Here is a 13,925-nt window from a genome sequence, read left to right as displayed (position 1 = left end):
AGAGGTTGTATCAGTCGACATTTTTGTCGTTTGACACACCGCATTCGTCGGATCGCCGCCCGGAGCCGGCTCGCTCCCACAGGTTTTTTAGTGCAGTTTCAGACGCGGTTCAGTACCACGACCAATCTTGCTGCCCAGCATCAGCATCGCTGTGCGGAATGGCCCGTACAGCGCCATCTGGTGCATGCGATACAGCGACACGTAAAACATCCGCGCCAGCCAGCCTTCGAGCATCACGCTGCCGGTCAGGTTGCCCATCAAGTTACCCACCGCCGAAAAGCGCGACAGCGAGATCAGCGAGCCGTAGTCGGTGTACTTGTACTCCGGCAAGGTCTTGCCTTCGATGCGCAGTTTCAGCGATTTGGCCAACAGCGACGCCTGTTGGTGTGCGGCTTGGGCACGCGGCGGCACATTGCGATCGGTACCCGATTGCGGGCACGCGGCGCAGTCACCGAAAGCAAAGATGTTCTCGTCGCGGGTGGTTTGCAGCGTCGGCAGCACTTGCAGTTGATTGATGCGGTTGGTTTCCAGGCCGTCGATGTCCTTGAGGAAACCCGGCGCGCGAATGCCCGCTGCCCAGACTTTCAGGCTGGCCTTGATCTCGTTGCCATCGGCGGTGACCAGGCTGTCGGCGGTTACTTCGCTGACCGAAGCGTTGGTCATCACGTTGACCCCGAGCTTTTCCAGGGTTTTGTGCACTGGCCCGCTGATACGCTCTGGCAGGGCAGGCAGTACCCGTGGACCGGCTTCGATCAGGGTGATGTGCATGTTTTCCGGTTTGATCCGGTCCAGGCCATAAGCCGCCAGTTCATGGGCGGCGTTGTGCAGTTCTGCCGCCAGTTCAACGCCTGTGGCGCCGGCACCGACAATCGCCACGCTGATCTGCTCGACCACATCGGTTTGCCCGGCGTGTGCACGCAGATAGTGATTAAGCAGTTGCTGATGGAAGCGCTCGGCCTGTTTGCGGGTGTCGAGGAACAGGCAGTGCTGCGCCGCGCCCTGAGTGCCGAAGTCGTTGGTGGTGCTGCCGACGCTGATCACCAGTGAGTCGTATTGCACTTCACGTGCAGGAACCAGTTCTACGCCGTTTTCGTCGTAGGTGGCGGCCAACTGGATTTTCTTCTGTGCGCGATCGAGCCCGCTCATGCGCCCTAGCTGGAACTCGAAGTGGTTCCATTTTGCCTGGGCAACATAGTTGAGTTCGTCTTCGGAGGAGTTCAGCGATCCGGCGGCCACTTCGTGCAACAGCGGTTTCCAGATGTGCGTCAGGTTGGCGTCGACCAGCATCACACTGGCCGTGCCGCGCTTGCCCAGAGTCTTACCCAGACGGGTAGCCAACTCCAGACCGCCGGCGCCGCCGCCGACAATAACAATACGATGGGACATGGGGATAACTCGCAAGGTTTTTAAAGGAAATCGGTGCGGTTACCCAAGCGAGCGCCAAGCTGCTCATAGCGTCAGGTAACTGATAAATCGGCTCAACAGGCCAAGACCAATGGTCACTGCCAGCACCAGCACGAGGAGCATCCATGGCCGAAATGGCCGGCGCTCGACTCGGTGTTGGGACAGTTGCAGGTACTCTTCGACATGTTTCTGGTCTTCGGGGTTCAGGCGGCTGGTCATATTTGCCTCGTCAGGTAGACGTTGCTGAATGGGCAGAAGCTACAGCGGTTTTTATCCGGGGTTGAACGCAGCATAGCCGCTGTCCGGAACCGGTTCGACGCTCACCCGGTCTTCGAGGCGAATGATCCCGCTTTGTAACACCCGCGCGGTAATTCCGCCATGGCCGCGCACCGCTTGAAAGGTGCCCGGGCCGAGGTTGTTCTGCAGGCGTGCGCAGGGCTGACACCAGCCCGTGGTTTCGAATATTGCCTGACCGATGCGAAAGCGCCGACCCTTGAGACTAAACAAATTGATACCGCTGATAACCAGATTGCGCCGCAGATCTTCAGGCCTGACGGGTTGATCGTCGGGGCGCCCCATCAAGGCGCTGATTACCGCCAGATGTTCCCACTGGATCAGGGTCACCTGCCGCGCGTTACGCACACCGGGACGGGCATGATCGCCGGTCAGTCCTGCTTCCAGCCGCGCCTCCACGGCATCGAGTTCGATCATCGGCCCGCGCGACTCGGGGCGCACGCCAATCCAGCGCACACATCCGGTCTGCGGCACATCGGCGATCAATTGCTGAAGGGGGGTCACAGGCTGATTCCCACATCAAACACGATGCTGCGACCGAGGTTGCTGCGCAGAAAATCCGGCGCGTCCGGGTGGGCGAACAGCACGCGGGCGAAGGTCGGGCCGACGAGCGACAGCGAGCGCCAGCCTTGACGCAGGTATTCGGTGGGCGGGGGGAAATGGCTATTCAAATCCAGTACTTCTCGTTTGAGGCTGGCGAAGGCGATGATGTCCAGTTCGCCGAGATCCATGCCGCGTTCTTTGTAGTTGTGTGCTTTTTTGCGCAGGGTCGGCGCCAGTCGCAGCAGGAATTCATTGGCCGGAATCCGTTTCGGCTTGGCTTCGCGGCGCACCAGTTGGCTGAGGGAAAAGGCGCTGCGTCGTCGCTGCAATTCATCGCGCCATTCGTCGTTAAGCCGACGGCCCTCGTCGAGCACGAAGAACACCTCGAAATTGGCATCGCGGAACAGCACGTCCGGCGGTTCGCCGGCCGGCGCGAATTCGTCGGCGCGGTAGGGAATGTTCAGGCCTTGCAGCAGGCGCTGGCAAACCCAACGCTCACGCTCCCATTTGCGGGCATTGGACAGAAAGGCGTTGGCCTGCTCGGCCGCGATGGTCAGCAGGCGTAAATAATCTGAGTCATCCATAAGCCCAAGCTTAGCGTTCAAATGCGACAAGCTGAAAGCGTTCCGCGGCAAAGTGCATCAGTGGGCAGTGGAGAAGGGCGGTGTAGACTCATGGAAATCGATTATTTGCGCCAAACCGTGAGGACTCATCGTGAAATTTCGCTGGCTGCTGCTGTTTGCTGTTTTTCCGCTGTGTGCCCATGCACTCGAAACCGGTGAGCGTCTGGCTCCCTGGACGTTGCTCGATCAGTACGAGCAACCCTTCACCCTCGACAACAGCACCACCACGCTGCTGGTGGCACGGGATATGGACGGCGCCAAGCTGATCAAGGAAGCGTTGAAGGACCAACCCAAGGGCTATCTGGAGGCCCGTCACGCGGTGTTCGTTGCCGACATCCAGCGCATGCCGGCGCTGATTGCCAAAATGTTTGCCGTACCGGCCATGCGCGACTACCACTATCGGGTCATGCTGGATCGAGAAGGACGGGTTGCGTCGCGCTATCCCGGCGCGGAAGGCCAGGTGTTGTGGTTGCAACTCAAGGACGGTCGATTGCTCTCGCAACGTGAGTACGCCAACACGGGTGACCTGCGCGAGGCACTGGAGAAGGCGCGCCCATGATCGGCGTCGAGGTGCTGGCAAGTGAAAGTCTGTTGCTGGGCTGGCTGATTTATCTGCCGGTGCTGCTCTGGGCGATCGTGCGTGCGCCGTGGGTCGAGTTGTTCAGCGACAGCCGGCGTCAGCATCTGCTGTTCGGCACCGTGTTTGCGTTGTTTCTCTTGTGGTTAATGCGCAGGGATTTCGACACGGGCGTGTCGTATCACTTCCTCGGTATGACGGCGGTAACCCTGTTGCTGGACTGGCCGCTGGCGATCGTTGGCGGACTGGTAGCGCAAATCGGCCTGGTGCTGCTCGGGCGTCAGGATCTTGCGGCGATGGGGGTCAATGGCGCCTTGTTCATTTTGCTGCCGGTGCTGGTCACCGAGTGCGTGGCAATCCTTGTCGAGCGTGCTCAACCGCGCAACCCGTTCGTGTACATCTTCTGTTCCGGCTTCTTTGCCGCCGCGTTGTCGGCCTTGTTGTGCCTGATCCTCAGCCTGACGCTGCTGTGGTACGACGGCCTTTTCGCCATGCCGGAGTGGCTGGAAGACTTCATCGGTTACGTGTGGCTGATCATTTTCCCCGAAGCGTTCATCAACGGCATGATCGTCAGTGCTCTGGTGGTATTCAGCCCGGAATGGCTGGAGACCTTCAACCGCACACGCTACCTTTCGGCGCCGTGGAAGGACGACGATCCGAAGTCTTGATCCACATCAAACCCGCTGCGCGCGGGAAATTTCATGCTCGCGCAAATCCCTTCAGGAGCAGCGGCATGAGTGTTTACGAGTGGGCCAGGCAGGAAACCCGGCAGAGTCTGGAGATGGCGCAGGAAGTGGGTTTCGACCCGGGGTTGAGTTTGCGCGCCTTGCTCAGTGCGGTGGTGCAGCAGAGCAAGGCCGTGCGCAACGCCGAAGACCTGGCCGACGAGTTGCGCTTTCTGGCGGAAAACCTCGACGACGATCAGGACTACGGCTTTATGCGGCCCTGATCGAGATCAGTGACGCGGATCGAAGTCGCCGGAAAACAGTTCGTCCTCGGCATCCGGTGCGACCGGAATCTTGTGTTCTTCCGACGCCCAGGCGCCGAGGTCGATCAGCTTGCAGCGATCAGAGCAGAACGGCCGAAACTTGTTTTCGGGGATGAATTCCACGGGGGCGCCGCAGGTCGGGCATTCAACGGTGGGGATCTGGCTCATGCTTGGCCTCCGGATAAAGTCAGGTAAAAGTGATGCAGGCGCTCGACCTCGCTGTGCAGCCAGGCGAGGTCGCGGTCGTTGACCACTACGTCGTCGGCGCGGCTCACACGCTCTTCGCGGCTCGACTGAGCCTTGAGGATCGCCTGAACCTGCGCTTCGCTGGTCTGGTCACGCTGCAAGGTGCGTTCGATCTGCAATTGTTGCGGAGCGTCGATCACCAGAATGCGCTGGGTCATCGCGTATTGCCCGGATTCGATCAGCAGCGGCGACGCAAGAATCGCGTAAGGCGATTTTGCCTGCGCCAGGTGATGAGCGATTTCCTCGGCGATCAACGGATGCAGCAGGGCTTCGAGCCAACGGCGTTGCTCCGGCACTTCAAAGATCAGTTTACGCAGGGCGGCGCGGTCCAGTGTGCCATCGGCCTGCAGCACACCGGGACCGAAGTGTTCGGCAATCTGCGCCAGCGCCGGACGCCCCGGCTCAACCACCCAGCGTGCCGCGTGATCGGCATCCACCACGTGGACACCCAGATCAATGAAGTGCTGAGCCGCTGCGCTTTTGCCGCTGCCGATGCCGCCGGTGAGGCCGAGAATCCAGGGTTTTTCCACAGGGGTATTCATTTCAAACCGACAAACTGCCAATAGAAGGCGGTTATTTGACCACCCCAGAGCAAGGCAATCCAGCCGGCAATTGCCAGATAAGGGCCGAAGGGGATTGGCGTCGAGGTTTTCTGCTCGCGCAGGCGCAACAAAATCACCCCGATAATGGCGCCGACCAGTGATGACAACAGAATCGTCAGCGGCAGAATCTGCCAGCCGCCCCATGCCCCCAGCAGCGCCAACAGCTTGAAATCACCATGACCGATGCCGTCCTTGCCAGTCAGCAGTTTGAACAGCCAGAACACTGACCACAGCGCCAGATAACCGGCCACCGCGCCCCACAACGCATCGTGCAAGGTCACGAACAGGCCGAAACTGTTGACGATCAACCCCAGCCACAGCAACGGCAACACCAGCACATCAGGCAATAGTTGATGCTCGGTGTCGATCAGACTCATCGCCAGCAGACCCCAGGTGAGGACGATCAGCAGGCACGCCGGCCAACCGAAACCCAAGTGCCAGGCGATGAAGGCCGAAAGCAGCCCACAGGCCAGCTCGGTCAACGGATAACGTTTGCTGATCGGAGCTGAGCAAGCTGAACAGCGCCCGCGCAGCCATAGGTAACTGAGCAGGGGAACGTTCTCCCACGGGCGAATCCGGTGGGCGCAATGCGGGCATTCGGAGTGCGGCAGCATCAGGTTGTAGACGGGTTGCGAGGCTTCGCCGGGCAAACCGAGCACATCGTGTGCCTGCTGGCGCCAGTCGCGTTCGAGCATTTTCGGCAGGCGCCAGATCAGCACATTGAGGAAGCTGCCGACCACCAGGCCCAGCAGCAGGGCGGTGCCGACAAACGCTAGCGGATACACGGCAAACAGTTCGTCGATAGGCATGTCAGATCGCTGAGCCGAGTTGGAATATCGGCAGGTACATGGCCACCACCAGCCCGCCGACGATTACCCCCAGCACGACCATGATGAACGGCTCCATGAGGCTGGTGAGGTTGTCGACCATGTTATCCACTTCTTCCTCGTAAAAGCCCGCAACCTTGTCGAGCATGTCATCCAGGGCGCCGGACTCTTCGCCAATCGCGGTCATTTGCACGGCCATGCTGGGAAAGACCCCGGTGCTGCGCATCGAGAAATTCAGCTGCATACCGGTGGACACGTCCTGGCGAATGCGCAGCACGGCTCGCTTGAAGACCACGTTGCCGGTGGCGCCGGCCACCGAGTCAAGCGCTTCGACCAACGGCACACCGGCGGCAAACGTGGTGGACAAGGTTCGAGCGAATCGCGCCACGGCGGACTTGTACATCAGCGTGCCCACCAGTGGCAGTTTCAGCAGCCAGGTGTCTTTGCGATCGCGCAGTGCCTGGGAGGTTTTCAGCGCGTGGCGGGTGCCGAAAATGGCCGCGACCAGCGCAGCGAGAATGGCCCACCACCATTGCTGCATGAATTCCGACAGGCTGATCACCATCAGGGTGAACGCCGGCAGTTCGGCGCCGAAACCGGAAAACACTGACTGAAATTGTGGCACTACTTTGACCAGCAGAATCCCGGTGACAACAGCCGCGACCAGCACCACGGCGGTGGGATAGGTCATGGCTTTCTTGATCTTGGCTTTGAGGCTTTCGCTTTTTTCCTTATAGGTCGCGACGCGTTCGAGCAAGGTGTCGAGGGCGCCGGACTGTTCGCCGGCATCGACCAGGTTGCAATACAACTCGTCGAAATACTGCGGTTTCTTGCGCAGGGCTGCGGCGAAGCTGTTACCGGCCGCGACCTCCTGTTTCACGTCGTCCACCAGTTTGCGCATGGCCGGGTTATCAAAGCCTTCGCCAATAATGTCGAACGACTGCAACAGCGGTACGCCGGCTTTCATCATGGTCGCCATCTGCCGGGTGAACAGGGCAATGTCCCGGGCCTTGATGCGTTTGCCAAAGCTCAACAATGACGCGGATTTCTTGCGCACCTTGCCGGGATTGATCCCCTGTTTACGCAATTGTGCCTTGATCAGCGCCGGGTTCTGTCCGCTCAATTCACCGGTGACTTTGCTGCCTTTTCTGTCCGTGCCTTCCCAGGCATAAATACTGATTTTTGCTGCCTTGACCGCCATGTTCAGTCCTTGGTGACCCGGTTGATTTCTTCAAGACTGGTGATGCCTTGCATGGCCTTGTGCAGCCCGGAGGTGCGCAGGTCGTCGAAGCCGTCGCGGCGCATCTGCAGGTCGATTTCCAGCGAATTGCCTTCGGCCATGATCAAGCGTTGCAGCTCCGGTGTGTTTTTCACCACTTCATAAATCCCCACGCGTCCTTTGTAACCGCCGTTGCAGTGATCGCAACCGACCGGCTCGTAGATCGTGAAATGGCCGATGCGTTCCTCGGGGAAGCCTTCCTTGAGTAAGGTTTCGCGCGGGATCTCGATGGCTTTTTTGCAGTGGCTGCACAGTTTGCGCGCCAGGCGCTGGGCGATGATCAGGCTGACCGAGGTAGCGATGTTGAAACCGGGAATACCCATGTTGTGCAGGCGCGTCAGGGTTTCCGCAGCGCTGTTGGTGTGCAGGGTCGAGAGCACCAGGTGACCGGTCTGCGCGGCTTTGATGGCGATCTCGGCGGTTTCCAGGTCGCGGATCTCACCGACCATGATCACGTCCGGGTCCTGACGCAGAAACGAGCGCAGTGCCTGGGCAAAGTCGAGCCCTTGCTTGGGATTGACGTTGACCTGGTTGATGCCTTCCATGTTGATCTCCACCGGGTCTTCGGCGGTGGAGATATTGATGTCGACGGTGTTGAGGATGTTCAGGCCGGTGTACAGCGATACGGTTTTCCCCGAACCGGTCGGCCCGGTGACCAGAATCATGCCCTGTGGCTGCTTGAGTGCAGCCATGTACAGATCCTTTTGCTCGGGCTCATAGCCGAGCGCGTCGATACCGATCTGCGCACTGGACGGATCGAGAATCCGGATCACCACTTTTTCGCCCCACAGGGTCGGCAGGGTGTTGACCCGGAAGTCGATTGATTTGCTTTTTGACAGGCGCATCTTGATCCGCCCGTCCTGAGGTTTGCGCCGTTCCGAAATATCCAGGCTGGCCATGACTTTCAGGCGTGCGGCGATGCGCCCGGCCAGTTGAATCGGCGGTTTGGCAACCTCGCGCAGGATGCCGTCGGTGCGCACCCGCACCCGGTAGTTTTTTTCGTAAGGCTCGAAGTGCAAGTCGGAAGAACCGCTTTTGATCGCGTCGAGCAGCATCTTGTGCACGAAGCGCACCACCGGCGCATCGTCGGCGTCGAGGCCGCCGATGGCGTCCTGCTTGCTGTCGTCGACGGACTCGACATCGACCCCGTCGAGATCGACATCGGCCATGTCCTCGAGACCGCTGGTGTGGGTGTCGAAGAATTTTTCGATGGCATCGGTAAGTTTGTCGTCCTCGACCAGAATGGCTTCGGTGCTCAGCCCGGTACTGAACTGGATGTCGTTGATTGCTTGATGATTGCTCGGGTCGGAAATGCCCACGAACAGCTTGTTGCCGCGACGCCACAAGGGCATGGCGTGATGCTGACGCACGAGTTTTTCGCTGACCAGGCCTTTGGGCTGGGTTTCCTTGTCCAGGCAATTGAGATCAAGCAAGGCCATGCCGAAATGCTCGGAGGCGATCTCGGCGACCTGTGAGCTCTTGACCAGTTTGTTCTGCACCAGATAGCTGACCAGCGACAGACGATTGCGTTGGGCCTGTTGCCAAGCTTGCTGGGCGCTTTTTTCCGTGAGCAGTTCGGCCTGGACCAATTGCTTGGCCAGACCGCTCAGAGCGATGTCATTCATGGGGATTCCGCACGCTTGCCGTTCATGACTTATAGCCTAGTCAAGTGACAGCGCCAAACACGGCGGGTGCAGGTGACAAAAAGTGTCAGATAGTGCGGTTGCAGGTTGTAGGAATTGGCGTTGCAAGCGCTTCGCGCCCCAATGGGCGGGTCTTGAAGGCATTGGCATGGCCTATGCTGCGTCACTTTCAGATCATGAGATTTCGACTCATGCATGGAGCGTGTCTATGAAAAAACAACAAGGGTTTACGCTGATCGAACTGCTGATCGTGGTGGCAATCATCGGGATTCTGGCGACCATCGCCTTGCCGCAGTATTCCAAGTATCAGGCGCGGTCGAAGGTGACGGCGGGGCTGGCGGAAATCAGTGCGATGAAAGTGCCGTTTGAGGATGTGATCAATCAGGGCACCGATCCTACCAATACAAACGTGGCTGGCAGTGCAACTGTTTTAACCTCCAACTGCTCAGTGTCTGCAACAGGTACCGCATCTTCGGGTGCAGGTTCGATCGTCTGCACGATTAAAAATGCGCCAGGTCCGGTGCTGGATAAAACCATCACGCTTACTCGTTCCTCCGGAACCGGTGCGGGCGTATGGACTTGCGGTACGACCGTTGCACCGGACTATTCGCCAAAAGGATGTACTGCCAGCGGTACCTGAGTTGTTGATGGACTGCCAAATGCCCCGCAATGCGGGGCATTTTTCTTGGTTCACACTTCTAAAAAGCTTCAATAATTTCAGCGTCTTAGGAACTTTCCCAAAAACCGCAACTTGCATGCGAACATTGGCCAGTTCATGCAAATTGCATGATTTCGGAAATTGGTGATATCTGTAAGTTGTTGATTATTAAGAATATTGTTCGTTCTAAAAAGTTGGCACAGCGTTCGCAACTACCTTGGTAACCCTGCTGACAAGACAACCAGCAGACTTTCCAGAAAAACAGGAGTTACTCGTATGAAGAAGTTCGCTATCACTGCCGCTGCTGCTACCGCGCTGACCCTGACCATGGCTTCCGGTGCATTCGCACAATCCACTCAGGCTACCCAGGCTCCAATGACTCTGGCTGCCGGTGAAGTCACCCAGGCTAAAGAAGCTACTTCCGACACTTGGATCACTACCAAAGTCAAAGCTGACCTGGTCACCGAAAAAGGCATTCCAGGTACTGACATCAAAGTAGAAACCAACAAAGGCGTTGTATCGCTTTCGTCGACTACTGCTGTAACTGAATCGCAGAAAGACGTTGCTGTTGCGATCGCCAAGAAAATCAAAGGCGTTAAAGCGGTCTCCGCTGACGGCCTGAAAGCCGAGTAAGGCATGACTTCTCGCCTGGACCGGGAGAAGGCGCGACAGACGGGCCGAGCAATACGTCTGCCGCAACTTTAGAGTTCATGCGAACGGTCACACGGATGTGACCATTACGGGCCCCGGCACTTGTGTCGGGGCCTGTTCTATTTCAGGGACGAAAGAATCGAAGGGCACCGCAAAACAACTGTGGGAGCGAGCTTGCTCGCGAAAGCGGTATGCCAGTCACAATGGATTTGACTGACCAGACGCCTTCGCGAGCAAGCTCGCTCCCACATGGGTAAGTGATTTGGATCAGTTACCGCGTTTGCTGTTGATCTGCCGCAGGCGGTTGCCTTCGAAGCGCAGGTATTGGTACATGCCGTTGCTCGGGCCGTAGGTCCATTCCTCGACCTGAAACTCCTCGCGGCGGTTGGCGCTGCGCTTGTAACCCAAGACATCACGGCTGACCGGCTCACCACACTTTTGCAGGACTTCGCTGGAACGGTCGCCCAGGCTGATCAGTTGACTGCCGCAGCGCAGGGTATCGGACGCCGAGGCGTGGCTGGCCGCGAAGGTCATTGCGATCAAGGCCAGCCACTGCAGTTTCATCATTCGGCATCCAGGTGCATTTGCGTCACCACGCGGCCATCGCTCTCGGCTTCACCGAGACTGGCGTCGATGAAGTACACGCGGTCGTCTGCCAGCTGGCCTTTATCGACCAGATAATCCTTGATGCTGCTGGCACGGTCCTGACCCAACTGACGCAACAACACCTCGCTGCCACTCCAGAACTTGATCACGCCTTCGCGCATCTTCGCCGTGCGTTCTTCCTTGCCCAGATCCTTCCATTGCGCCGGTGGCTGGGTTTTCAGGCGGGTGCGGTAAATGCCTTCGAGCAGTGGACCTTTCTCGTTGTCCGGCACTTGCAGCAATGACGCCTGCGCCGGGACTTTATCGCCGCGACGCTGGAGCATCTTGTAGTAGTTGTACTGGTATTCACGCTCCAGACGCTGCTCGGCGAGCAATGGACCATCGCTGCTCTGCGCGGCAGTGCCTTCGATTTCCAGACGCAGGGCCGGGCGCTCCTTGAGCGCCTGAGACAGTTTGATCAGCGCCGCTTCGGCATCCTTGCTCAACTCGCTGGAACCCGGAGCAAACGACACGGTGCCAAGGTCTTGCGAACTGCCACCACTGATCAGCCCGCCAATCATTTTGAAGGGTGCGGCAGCGGCTTTGACGATGAGATTGCGCAGGGTCTGCCAGACAATCGGCATCACGCTGAATTGCGGGTTGTTCAAGTCGCCGGTCACCGGCAACTCGATGGAGATCTTGCCGTCGACGTCCTTGAGCAAGGCAATCGCCAGTTTCAGTGGCAGGCTCACAGCATCCGGGCTGTCGACTTTCTCACCGAGCTGCAATTGCTCGACCACCACTTTGTTTTCGGCTTTTAGCTGGCCCTTGGTAATCAGGTAATGCAGGTCGAGGTTGAGCCGGCCCTTGCGGATGCGGTAACCGGCGAATTTGCCGGAGTAGGGCGTCAACGTGGTCAGCTCGACGCGTTTGAAACTGGTGGCGATGTCGAGGCTGGCCATCGGGTCGAAGGGATTGACCGCGCCCTTGATGGTCACTGGAGCATAGCGATCGACCTTGCCTTTGATGTCGACGCTGGCCGGTTTCGCCTGACGGCTGTCGATGGTGCCGATCTGGCCGTTGAGTTGTTGCACGGCGGTAGCGAAATTCGGCGTCAGGCTGAAGTCGGCGAAGTTGGCAGAGCCGTCGTTGATCGCGATGCCACCGATGTGAATGCCCAACGGTTTCTCGTTGCTGGCCTGTTTCGCTGCGGTGCTTTTCGCGCCACTGTCGGCCGGTTGCGGGATCAGCAGGTCGTCGATGTTGGTGGTGCGATCGTCGTTGATCATGAACCGCACATAAGGCTGGAACAGGTTGACCTTGTCAATCGACAGGCTGTCGCCGTGCTGATAGTTCAAGCCTTCGACCACCACCTGCTGCCACTTGAGGAAATCGCGGGTTTTCAGGGTGTCGAGGGTGTGCAGTTGATCGATCTGCGCGCGCCCGGTGACGCTTAGGGCCAGCGGCTCGGTGCTCTTGAGATTGACCTTGAGATCACTGCCGAGCATGCCGCTGCGCAGTTCCAGGCGAATGAATGGGTTGATGTAGGACTGCGCGACGCGCAGGTCGATGTCCTGGGTTTTTACATTGAGCTGGGCGTTGACCGGGGCGAGATTGACCGTGCCGTCAGCCGTGATCTTGCCTTGTTTGCCCACGCCGCTATCGAGCTTGAGCTTGAAGGGCGAGCCGTTGAGGCTGTCGAAATCCTGCAGATCGACATTCAGCGGTGTGATGTCCAGTGCTACTGCCGGTTTGGCCGAGCGGTCGGCCAGATGCACGGTGTAATTGCGCAATTGCACGTCTTTGAGCAGCACTTGCCACGGTTTGCTCGGCGCCGGTGGGGTTTTCGGCGAGTCGGCAGCTGCCGGTGTGTTCGCCGGTTCGGCAGCCGCTTTGGCAGCCGGTTTCGATGGCTGGCTGGCAAACAGTTTCTGCCAGTCGAGTTGGCCGTCGGCTTCGAGCGCCGCCCAGGTTTCCAGTTTGTTGCTGCGGATCTTGCCGACCACCACTTGTTGTTTGGCCAGATCCACCGAGGTTTCGCTGACGTCGAGGCGTTCGAGTTTCGCCAGTGGCCGCCCGTCCGGAGCCTTGATGGCGAATGGCGCGATGCTCACTGCGACATTGTTCAACTGCAGTTCGGTTTCTTTCGACAGATTGAGTTTGTATTCGCTGCTGAGGCTGATCACGCCGTCTTCGAGTACCAAAGGCACCGAGTCACGCACGTAGGGCCAGAAGGCTTTCATCTTGCCGTCGGTGACTTTCAGGGTGCCTTCGGAAGTGAACGGGATCAGGCTGAAATTGCCACTCCAGTCGATCCGGCCACCGGCCGGGCCGATGGCGACCAGGGTCATGTCGGCGCTGTCTTCGGGCAGGGTGCTGAGGTTTTTCAGCTCGAAGCTGAGGTCATCGTAGAGAAACTCGATGGGTTCGCTGGGGCGCACGTCCTCAAAGTGCACGACGCCGCCGGCCAGTTTGATGTTGTCGATGCGCAGCGGGAAGGGCTTGGCGTCCGGGTCGGCCGGGGTCGGCTCGCTGGCCGGCACATTGAACAGGCCGAGCAGGTTGAGCTTGCCGTCTTTGGCGAAGAGGATTTCGCTCTTCGGCTTGTCCAGTTCGATGTTGGCCAGATGCAGGGCTTTGGTCCACAGGCTGTCGATTTGCAGGTCGGCGTACAGGCGATCGAAACCGATCTGTTCCTTGCCCGGCTCGCCGATCACCAGCCCCCACAAGGTAACTTCAAGGCTGAACGGGTTGAGCTCGATACGCTGGATATGCGCAGGCACTGTTGCGTAGTTGGCCAGTTGTTGATTGGCCACACGCAGGGCGATGCCCGGCAAAATCAGAAACCCCAGCAGGCTGTAGAGGGCCAGAGCAGTCAACAAGGCGCCAATCGCGCGAATCAATCCTTTGGGCATGTGCGGCTTCATCTGTCTGAATCGGAGTGCCTTGGAGTATGGCACGCGATTCTGGTTCCGAAGTACATCGCATGGAGCAGGATTGTTCAG

At 58.7% G+C, this 13,925-nt stretch carries 16 protein-coding genes; 5 read left to right on the top strand and 11 right to left on the bottom strand.

The window, feature by feature from the left end; genetic code table 11:
- Nucleotides 1-87 precede the first annotated feature (87 nt).
- The 4 genes from AC0ZWN_RS18050 to AC0ZWN_RS18035 all read right to left on the bottom strand — a co-directional run bounded on the left by AC0ZWN_RS18050 (nucleotide 88) and on the right by AC0ZWN_RS18035 (nucleotide 2,825).
- Complete coding sequence (locus tag AC0ZWN_RS18050) at nucleotides 88-1,386, bottom strand: NAD(P)/FAD-dependent oxidoreductase (protein WP_476335970.1); 1,299 nt, start codon at nucleotides 1,384-1,386, stop codon at nucleotides 88-90.
- 63 nt (nucleotides 1,387-1,449) lie between these two features.
- On the bottom strand, nucleotides 1,450-1,623 hold the full coding sequence (locus tag AC0ZWN_RS18045; protein ID WP_007909875.1) for a DUF3094 domain-containing protein: 174 nt from the start codon (nucleotides 1,621-1,623) through the stop codon (nucleotides 1,450-1,452).
- Between the two features lie 51 nt (nucleotides 1,624-1,674).
- Entirely contained in the window at nucleotides 1,675-2,202 is a 528-nt protein-coding gene (locus tag AC0ZWN_RS18040; protein WP_095048688.1) for an MOSC domain-containing protein, read from the bottom strand.
- Complete coding sequence (locus tag AC0ZWN_RS18035) at nucleotides 2,199-2,825, bottom strand: DUF1780 domain-containing protein (RefSeq protein WP_007909887.1); 627 nt, start codon at nucleotides 2,823-2,825, stop codon at nucleotides 2,199-2,201. The genes AC0ZWN_RS18040 and AC0ZWN_RS18035 overlap by 4 nt, the downstream gene beginning before the upstream one ends.
- Nucleotides 2,826-2,955: 130 nt before the next feature.
- Here AC0ZWN_RS18035 and AC0ZWN_RS18030 point away from each other — a divergent pair, with 130 nt between their 5' ends.
- From AC0ZWN_RS18030 to AC0ZWN_RS18020, 3 genes are all read left to right on the top strand, one after another.
- Nucleotides 2,956-3,423, top strand: coding sequence for an FAD/FMN-containing dehydrogenase (locus AC0ZWN_RS18030; protein ID WP_476335968.1), 468 nt, complete (start codon nucleotides 2,956-2,958; stop codon nucleotides 3,421-3,423).
- The gene (locus tag AC0ZWN_RS18025; RefSeq protein ID WP_476335966.1) at nucleotides 3,420-4,109 is read left to right on the top strand and encodes an energy-coupling factor ABC transporter permease; all 690 of its coding nucleotides are present in this window, start codon (nucleotides 3,420-3,422) and stop codon (nucleotides 4,107-4,109) included. Before AC0ZWN_RS18030 ends, AC0ZWN_RS18025 begins: the two co-directional genes overlap by 4 nt.
- Before the next feature lie 65 nt (nucleotides 4,110-4,174).
- A complete protein-coding gene (locus AC0ZWN_RS18020) occupies nucleotides 4,175-4,390 on the top strand; it encodes a hypothetical protein (protein WP_007959584.1) in 216 nt (71 codons plus the stop codon).
- A 6-nt stretch (nucleotides 4,391-4,396) separates the two neighbouring features.
- Here the strand turns inward: AC0ZWN_RS18020 and yacG are convergent, their stop codons facing one another.
- From yacG to pilB, 5 genes are read right to left on the bottom strand one after another with little or no spacing between them, the layout of a single operon-like run.
- Nucleotides 4,397-4,597 carry a DNA gyrase inhibitor YacG gene (yacG, locus tag AC0ZWN_RS18015; protein ID WP_095048684.1) on the bottom strand — a complete coding sequence of 67 codons (201 nt, stop codon included), beginning with the start codon at nucleotides 4,595-4,597 and terminating at the stop codon, nucleotides 4,397-4,399.
- Entirely contained in the window at nucleotides 4,594-5,217 is a 624-nt protein-coding gene (gene coaE, locus AC0ZWN_RS18010; RefSeq protein ID WP_476335964.1) for a dephospho-CoA kinase, read from the bottom strand. The genes yacG and coaE overlap by 4 nt, the downstream gene beginning before the upstream one ends.
- Entirely contained in the window at nucleotides 5,214-6,086 is an 873-nt protein-coding gene (locus AC0ZWN_RS18005) for a prepilin peptidase (protein ID WP_320413510.1), read from the bottom strand. Before AC0ZWN_RS18005 ends, coaE begins: the two co-directional genes overlap by 4 nt.
- A 1-nt stretch (nucleotide 6,087) precedes the next feature.
- Entirely contained in the window at nucleotides 6,088-7,305 is a 1,218-nt protein-coding gene (locus tag AC0ZWN_RS18000) for a type II secretion system F family protein (RefSeq protein ID WP_093434875.1), read from the bottom strand.
- Nucleotides 7,306-7,307: 2 nt separating this feature from the next.
- On the bottom strand, nucleotides 7,308-9,008 hold the full coding sequence (pilB, locus tag AC0ZWN_RS17995) for a type IV-A pilus assembly ATPase PilB (protein ID WP_095048681.1): 1,701 nt from the start codon (nucleotides 9,006-9,008) through the stop codon (nucleotides 7,308-7,310).
- A gap of 226 nt (nucleotides 9,009-9,234) precedes the next feature.
- Between pilB and AC0ZWN_RS17990 the strand changes: the two genes are divergently transcribed.
- Both AC0ZWN_RS17990 and AC0ZWN_RS17985 read left to right on the top strand, forming a co-directional pair.
- On the top strand, nucleotides 9,235-9,666 hold the full coding sequence (locus tag AC0ZWN_RS17990; protein ID WP_095048680.1) for a pilin: 432 nt from the start codon (nucleotides 9,235-9,237) through the stop codon (nucleotides 9,664-9,666).
- A gap of 294 nt (nucleotides 9,667-9,960) precedes the next feature.
- A complete protein-coding gene (locus AC0ZWN_RS17985; protein ID WP_047600285.1) occupies nucleotides 9,961-10,317 on the top strand; it encodes a BON domain-containing protein in 357 nt (118 codons plus the stop codon).
- Nucleotides 10,318-10,602: 285 nt separating this feature from the next.
- On the opposite strand, the gene AC0ZWN_RS17980 is transcribed toward AC0ZWN_RS17985, so the two are convergent.
- Together AC0ZWN_RS17980 and AC0ZWN_RS17975 are read right to left on the bottom strand one after the other, a co-directional pair.
- Nucleotides 10,603-10,899 carry a DUF2845 domain-containing protein gene (locus AC0ZWN_RS17980; RefSeq protein ID WP_093434887.1) on the bottom strand — a complete coding sequence of 99 codons (297 nt, stop codon included), beginning with the start codon at nucleotides 10,897-10,899 and terminating at the stop codon, nucleotides 10,603-10,605.
- Nucleotides 10,899-13,847 (bottom strand): DUF748 domain-containing protein, encoded by a 2,949-nt coding sequence (locus tag AC0ZWN_RS17975; RefSeq protein ID WP_476335962.1) that lies wholly within the window; start codon nucleotides 13,845-13,847, stop codon nucleotides 10,899-10,901. The genes AC0ZWN_RS17980 and AC0ZWN_RS17975 overlap by 1 nt, the downstream gene beginning before the upstream one ends.
- Between the last annotated feature and the right edge of the window lie 78 nt (nucleotides 13,848-13,925).

The sequence above is a fragment of the Pseudomonas sp. 3B-A001-10F genome (assembly GCF_056313565.1).
Note: the sequence above shows the minus strand (reverse complement) of the source record. Positions and strands in the feature narration are given on the sequence as shown.

Coding starts and splice junctions, on each gene's coding strand:
- AC0ZWN_RS18050 (WP_476335970.1), bottom strand. CDS start 1,386: ATGTCCCATCGTATTGTTATTGTCGGCGGCGGCGCCGGCGGTCTGGAG.
- AC0ZWN_RS18045 (WP_007909875.1), bottom strand. CDS start 1,623: ATGACCAGCCGCCTGAACCCCGAAGACCAGAAACATGTCGAAGAGTAC.
- AC0ZWN_RS18035 (WP_007909887.1), bottom strand. CDS start 2,825: ATGGATGACTCAGATTATTTACGCCTGCTGACCATCGCGGCCGAGCAG.
- AC0ZWN_RS18025 (WP_476335966.1), top strand. CDS start 3,420: ATGATCGGCGTCGAGGTGCTGGCAAGTGAAAGTCTGTTGCTGGGCTGG.
- AC0ZWN_RS18020 (WP_007959584.1), top strand. CDS start 4,175: ATGAGTGTTTACGAGTGGGCCAGGCAGGAAACCCGGCAGAGTCTGGAG.
- yacG (WP_095048684.1), bottom strand. CDS start 4,597: ATGAGCCAGATCCCCACCGTTGAATGCCCGACCTGCGGCGCCCCCGTG.
- coaE (WP_476335964.1), bottom strand. CDS start 5,217: ATGAATACCCCTGTGGAAAAACCCTGGATTCTCGGCCTCACCGGCGGC.
- AC0ZWN_RS18005 (WP_320413510.1), bottom strand. CDS start 6,086: ATGCCTATCGACGAACTGTTTGCCGTGTATCCGCTAGCGTTTGTCGGC.
- AC0ZWN_RS18000 (WP_093434875.1), bottom strand. CDS start 7,305: ATGGCGGTCAAGGCAGCAAAAATCAGTATTTATGCCTGGGAAGGCACG.
- pilB (WP_095048681.1), bottom strand. CDS start 9,008: ATGAATGACATCGCTCTGAGCGGTCTGGCCAAGCAATTGGTCCAGGCC.
- AC0ZWN_RS17990 (WP_095048680.1), top strand. CDS start 9,235: ATGAAAAAACAACAAGGGTTTACGCTGATCGAACTGCTGATCGTGGTG.
- AC0ZWN_RS17985 (WP_047600285.1), top strand. CDS start 9,961: ATGAAGAAGTTCGCTATCACTGCCGCTGCTGCTACCGCGCTGACCCTG.
- AC0ZWN_RS17980 (WP_093434887.1), bottom strand. CDS start 10,899: ATGAAACTGCAGTGGCTGGCCTTGATCGCAATGACCTTCGCGGCCAGC.
- AC0ZWN_RS17975 (WP_476335962.1), bottom strand. CDS start 13,847: ATGAAGCCGCACATGCCCAAAGGATTGATTCGCGCGATTGGCGCCTTG.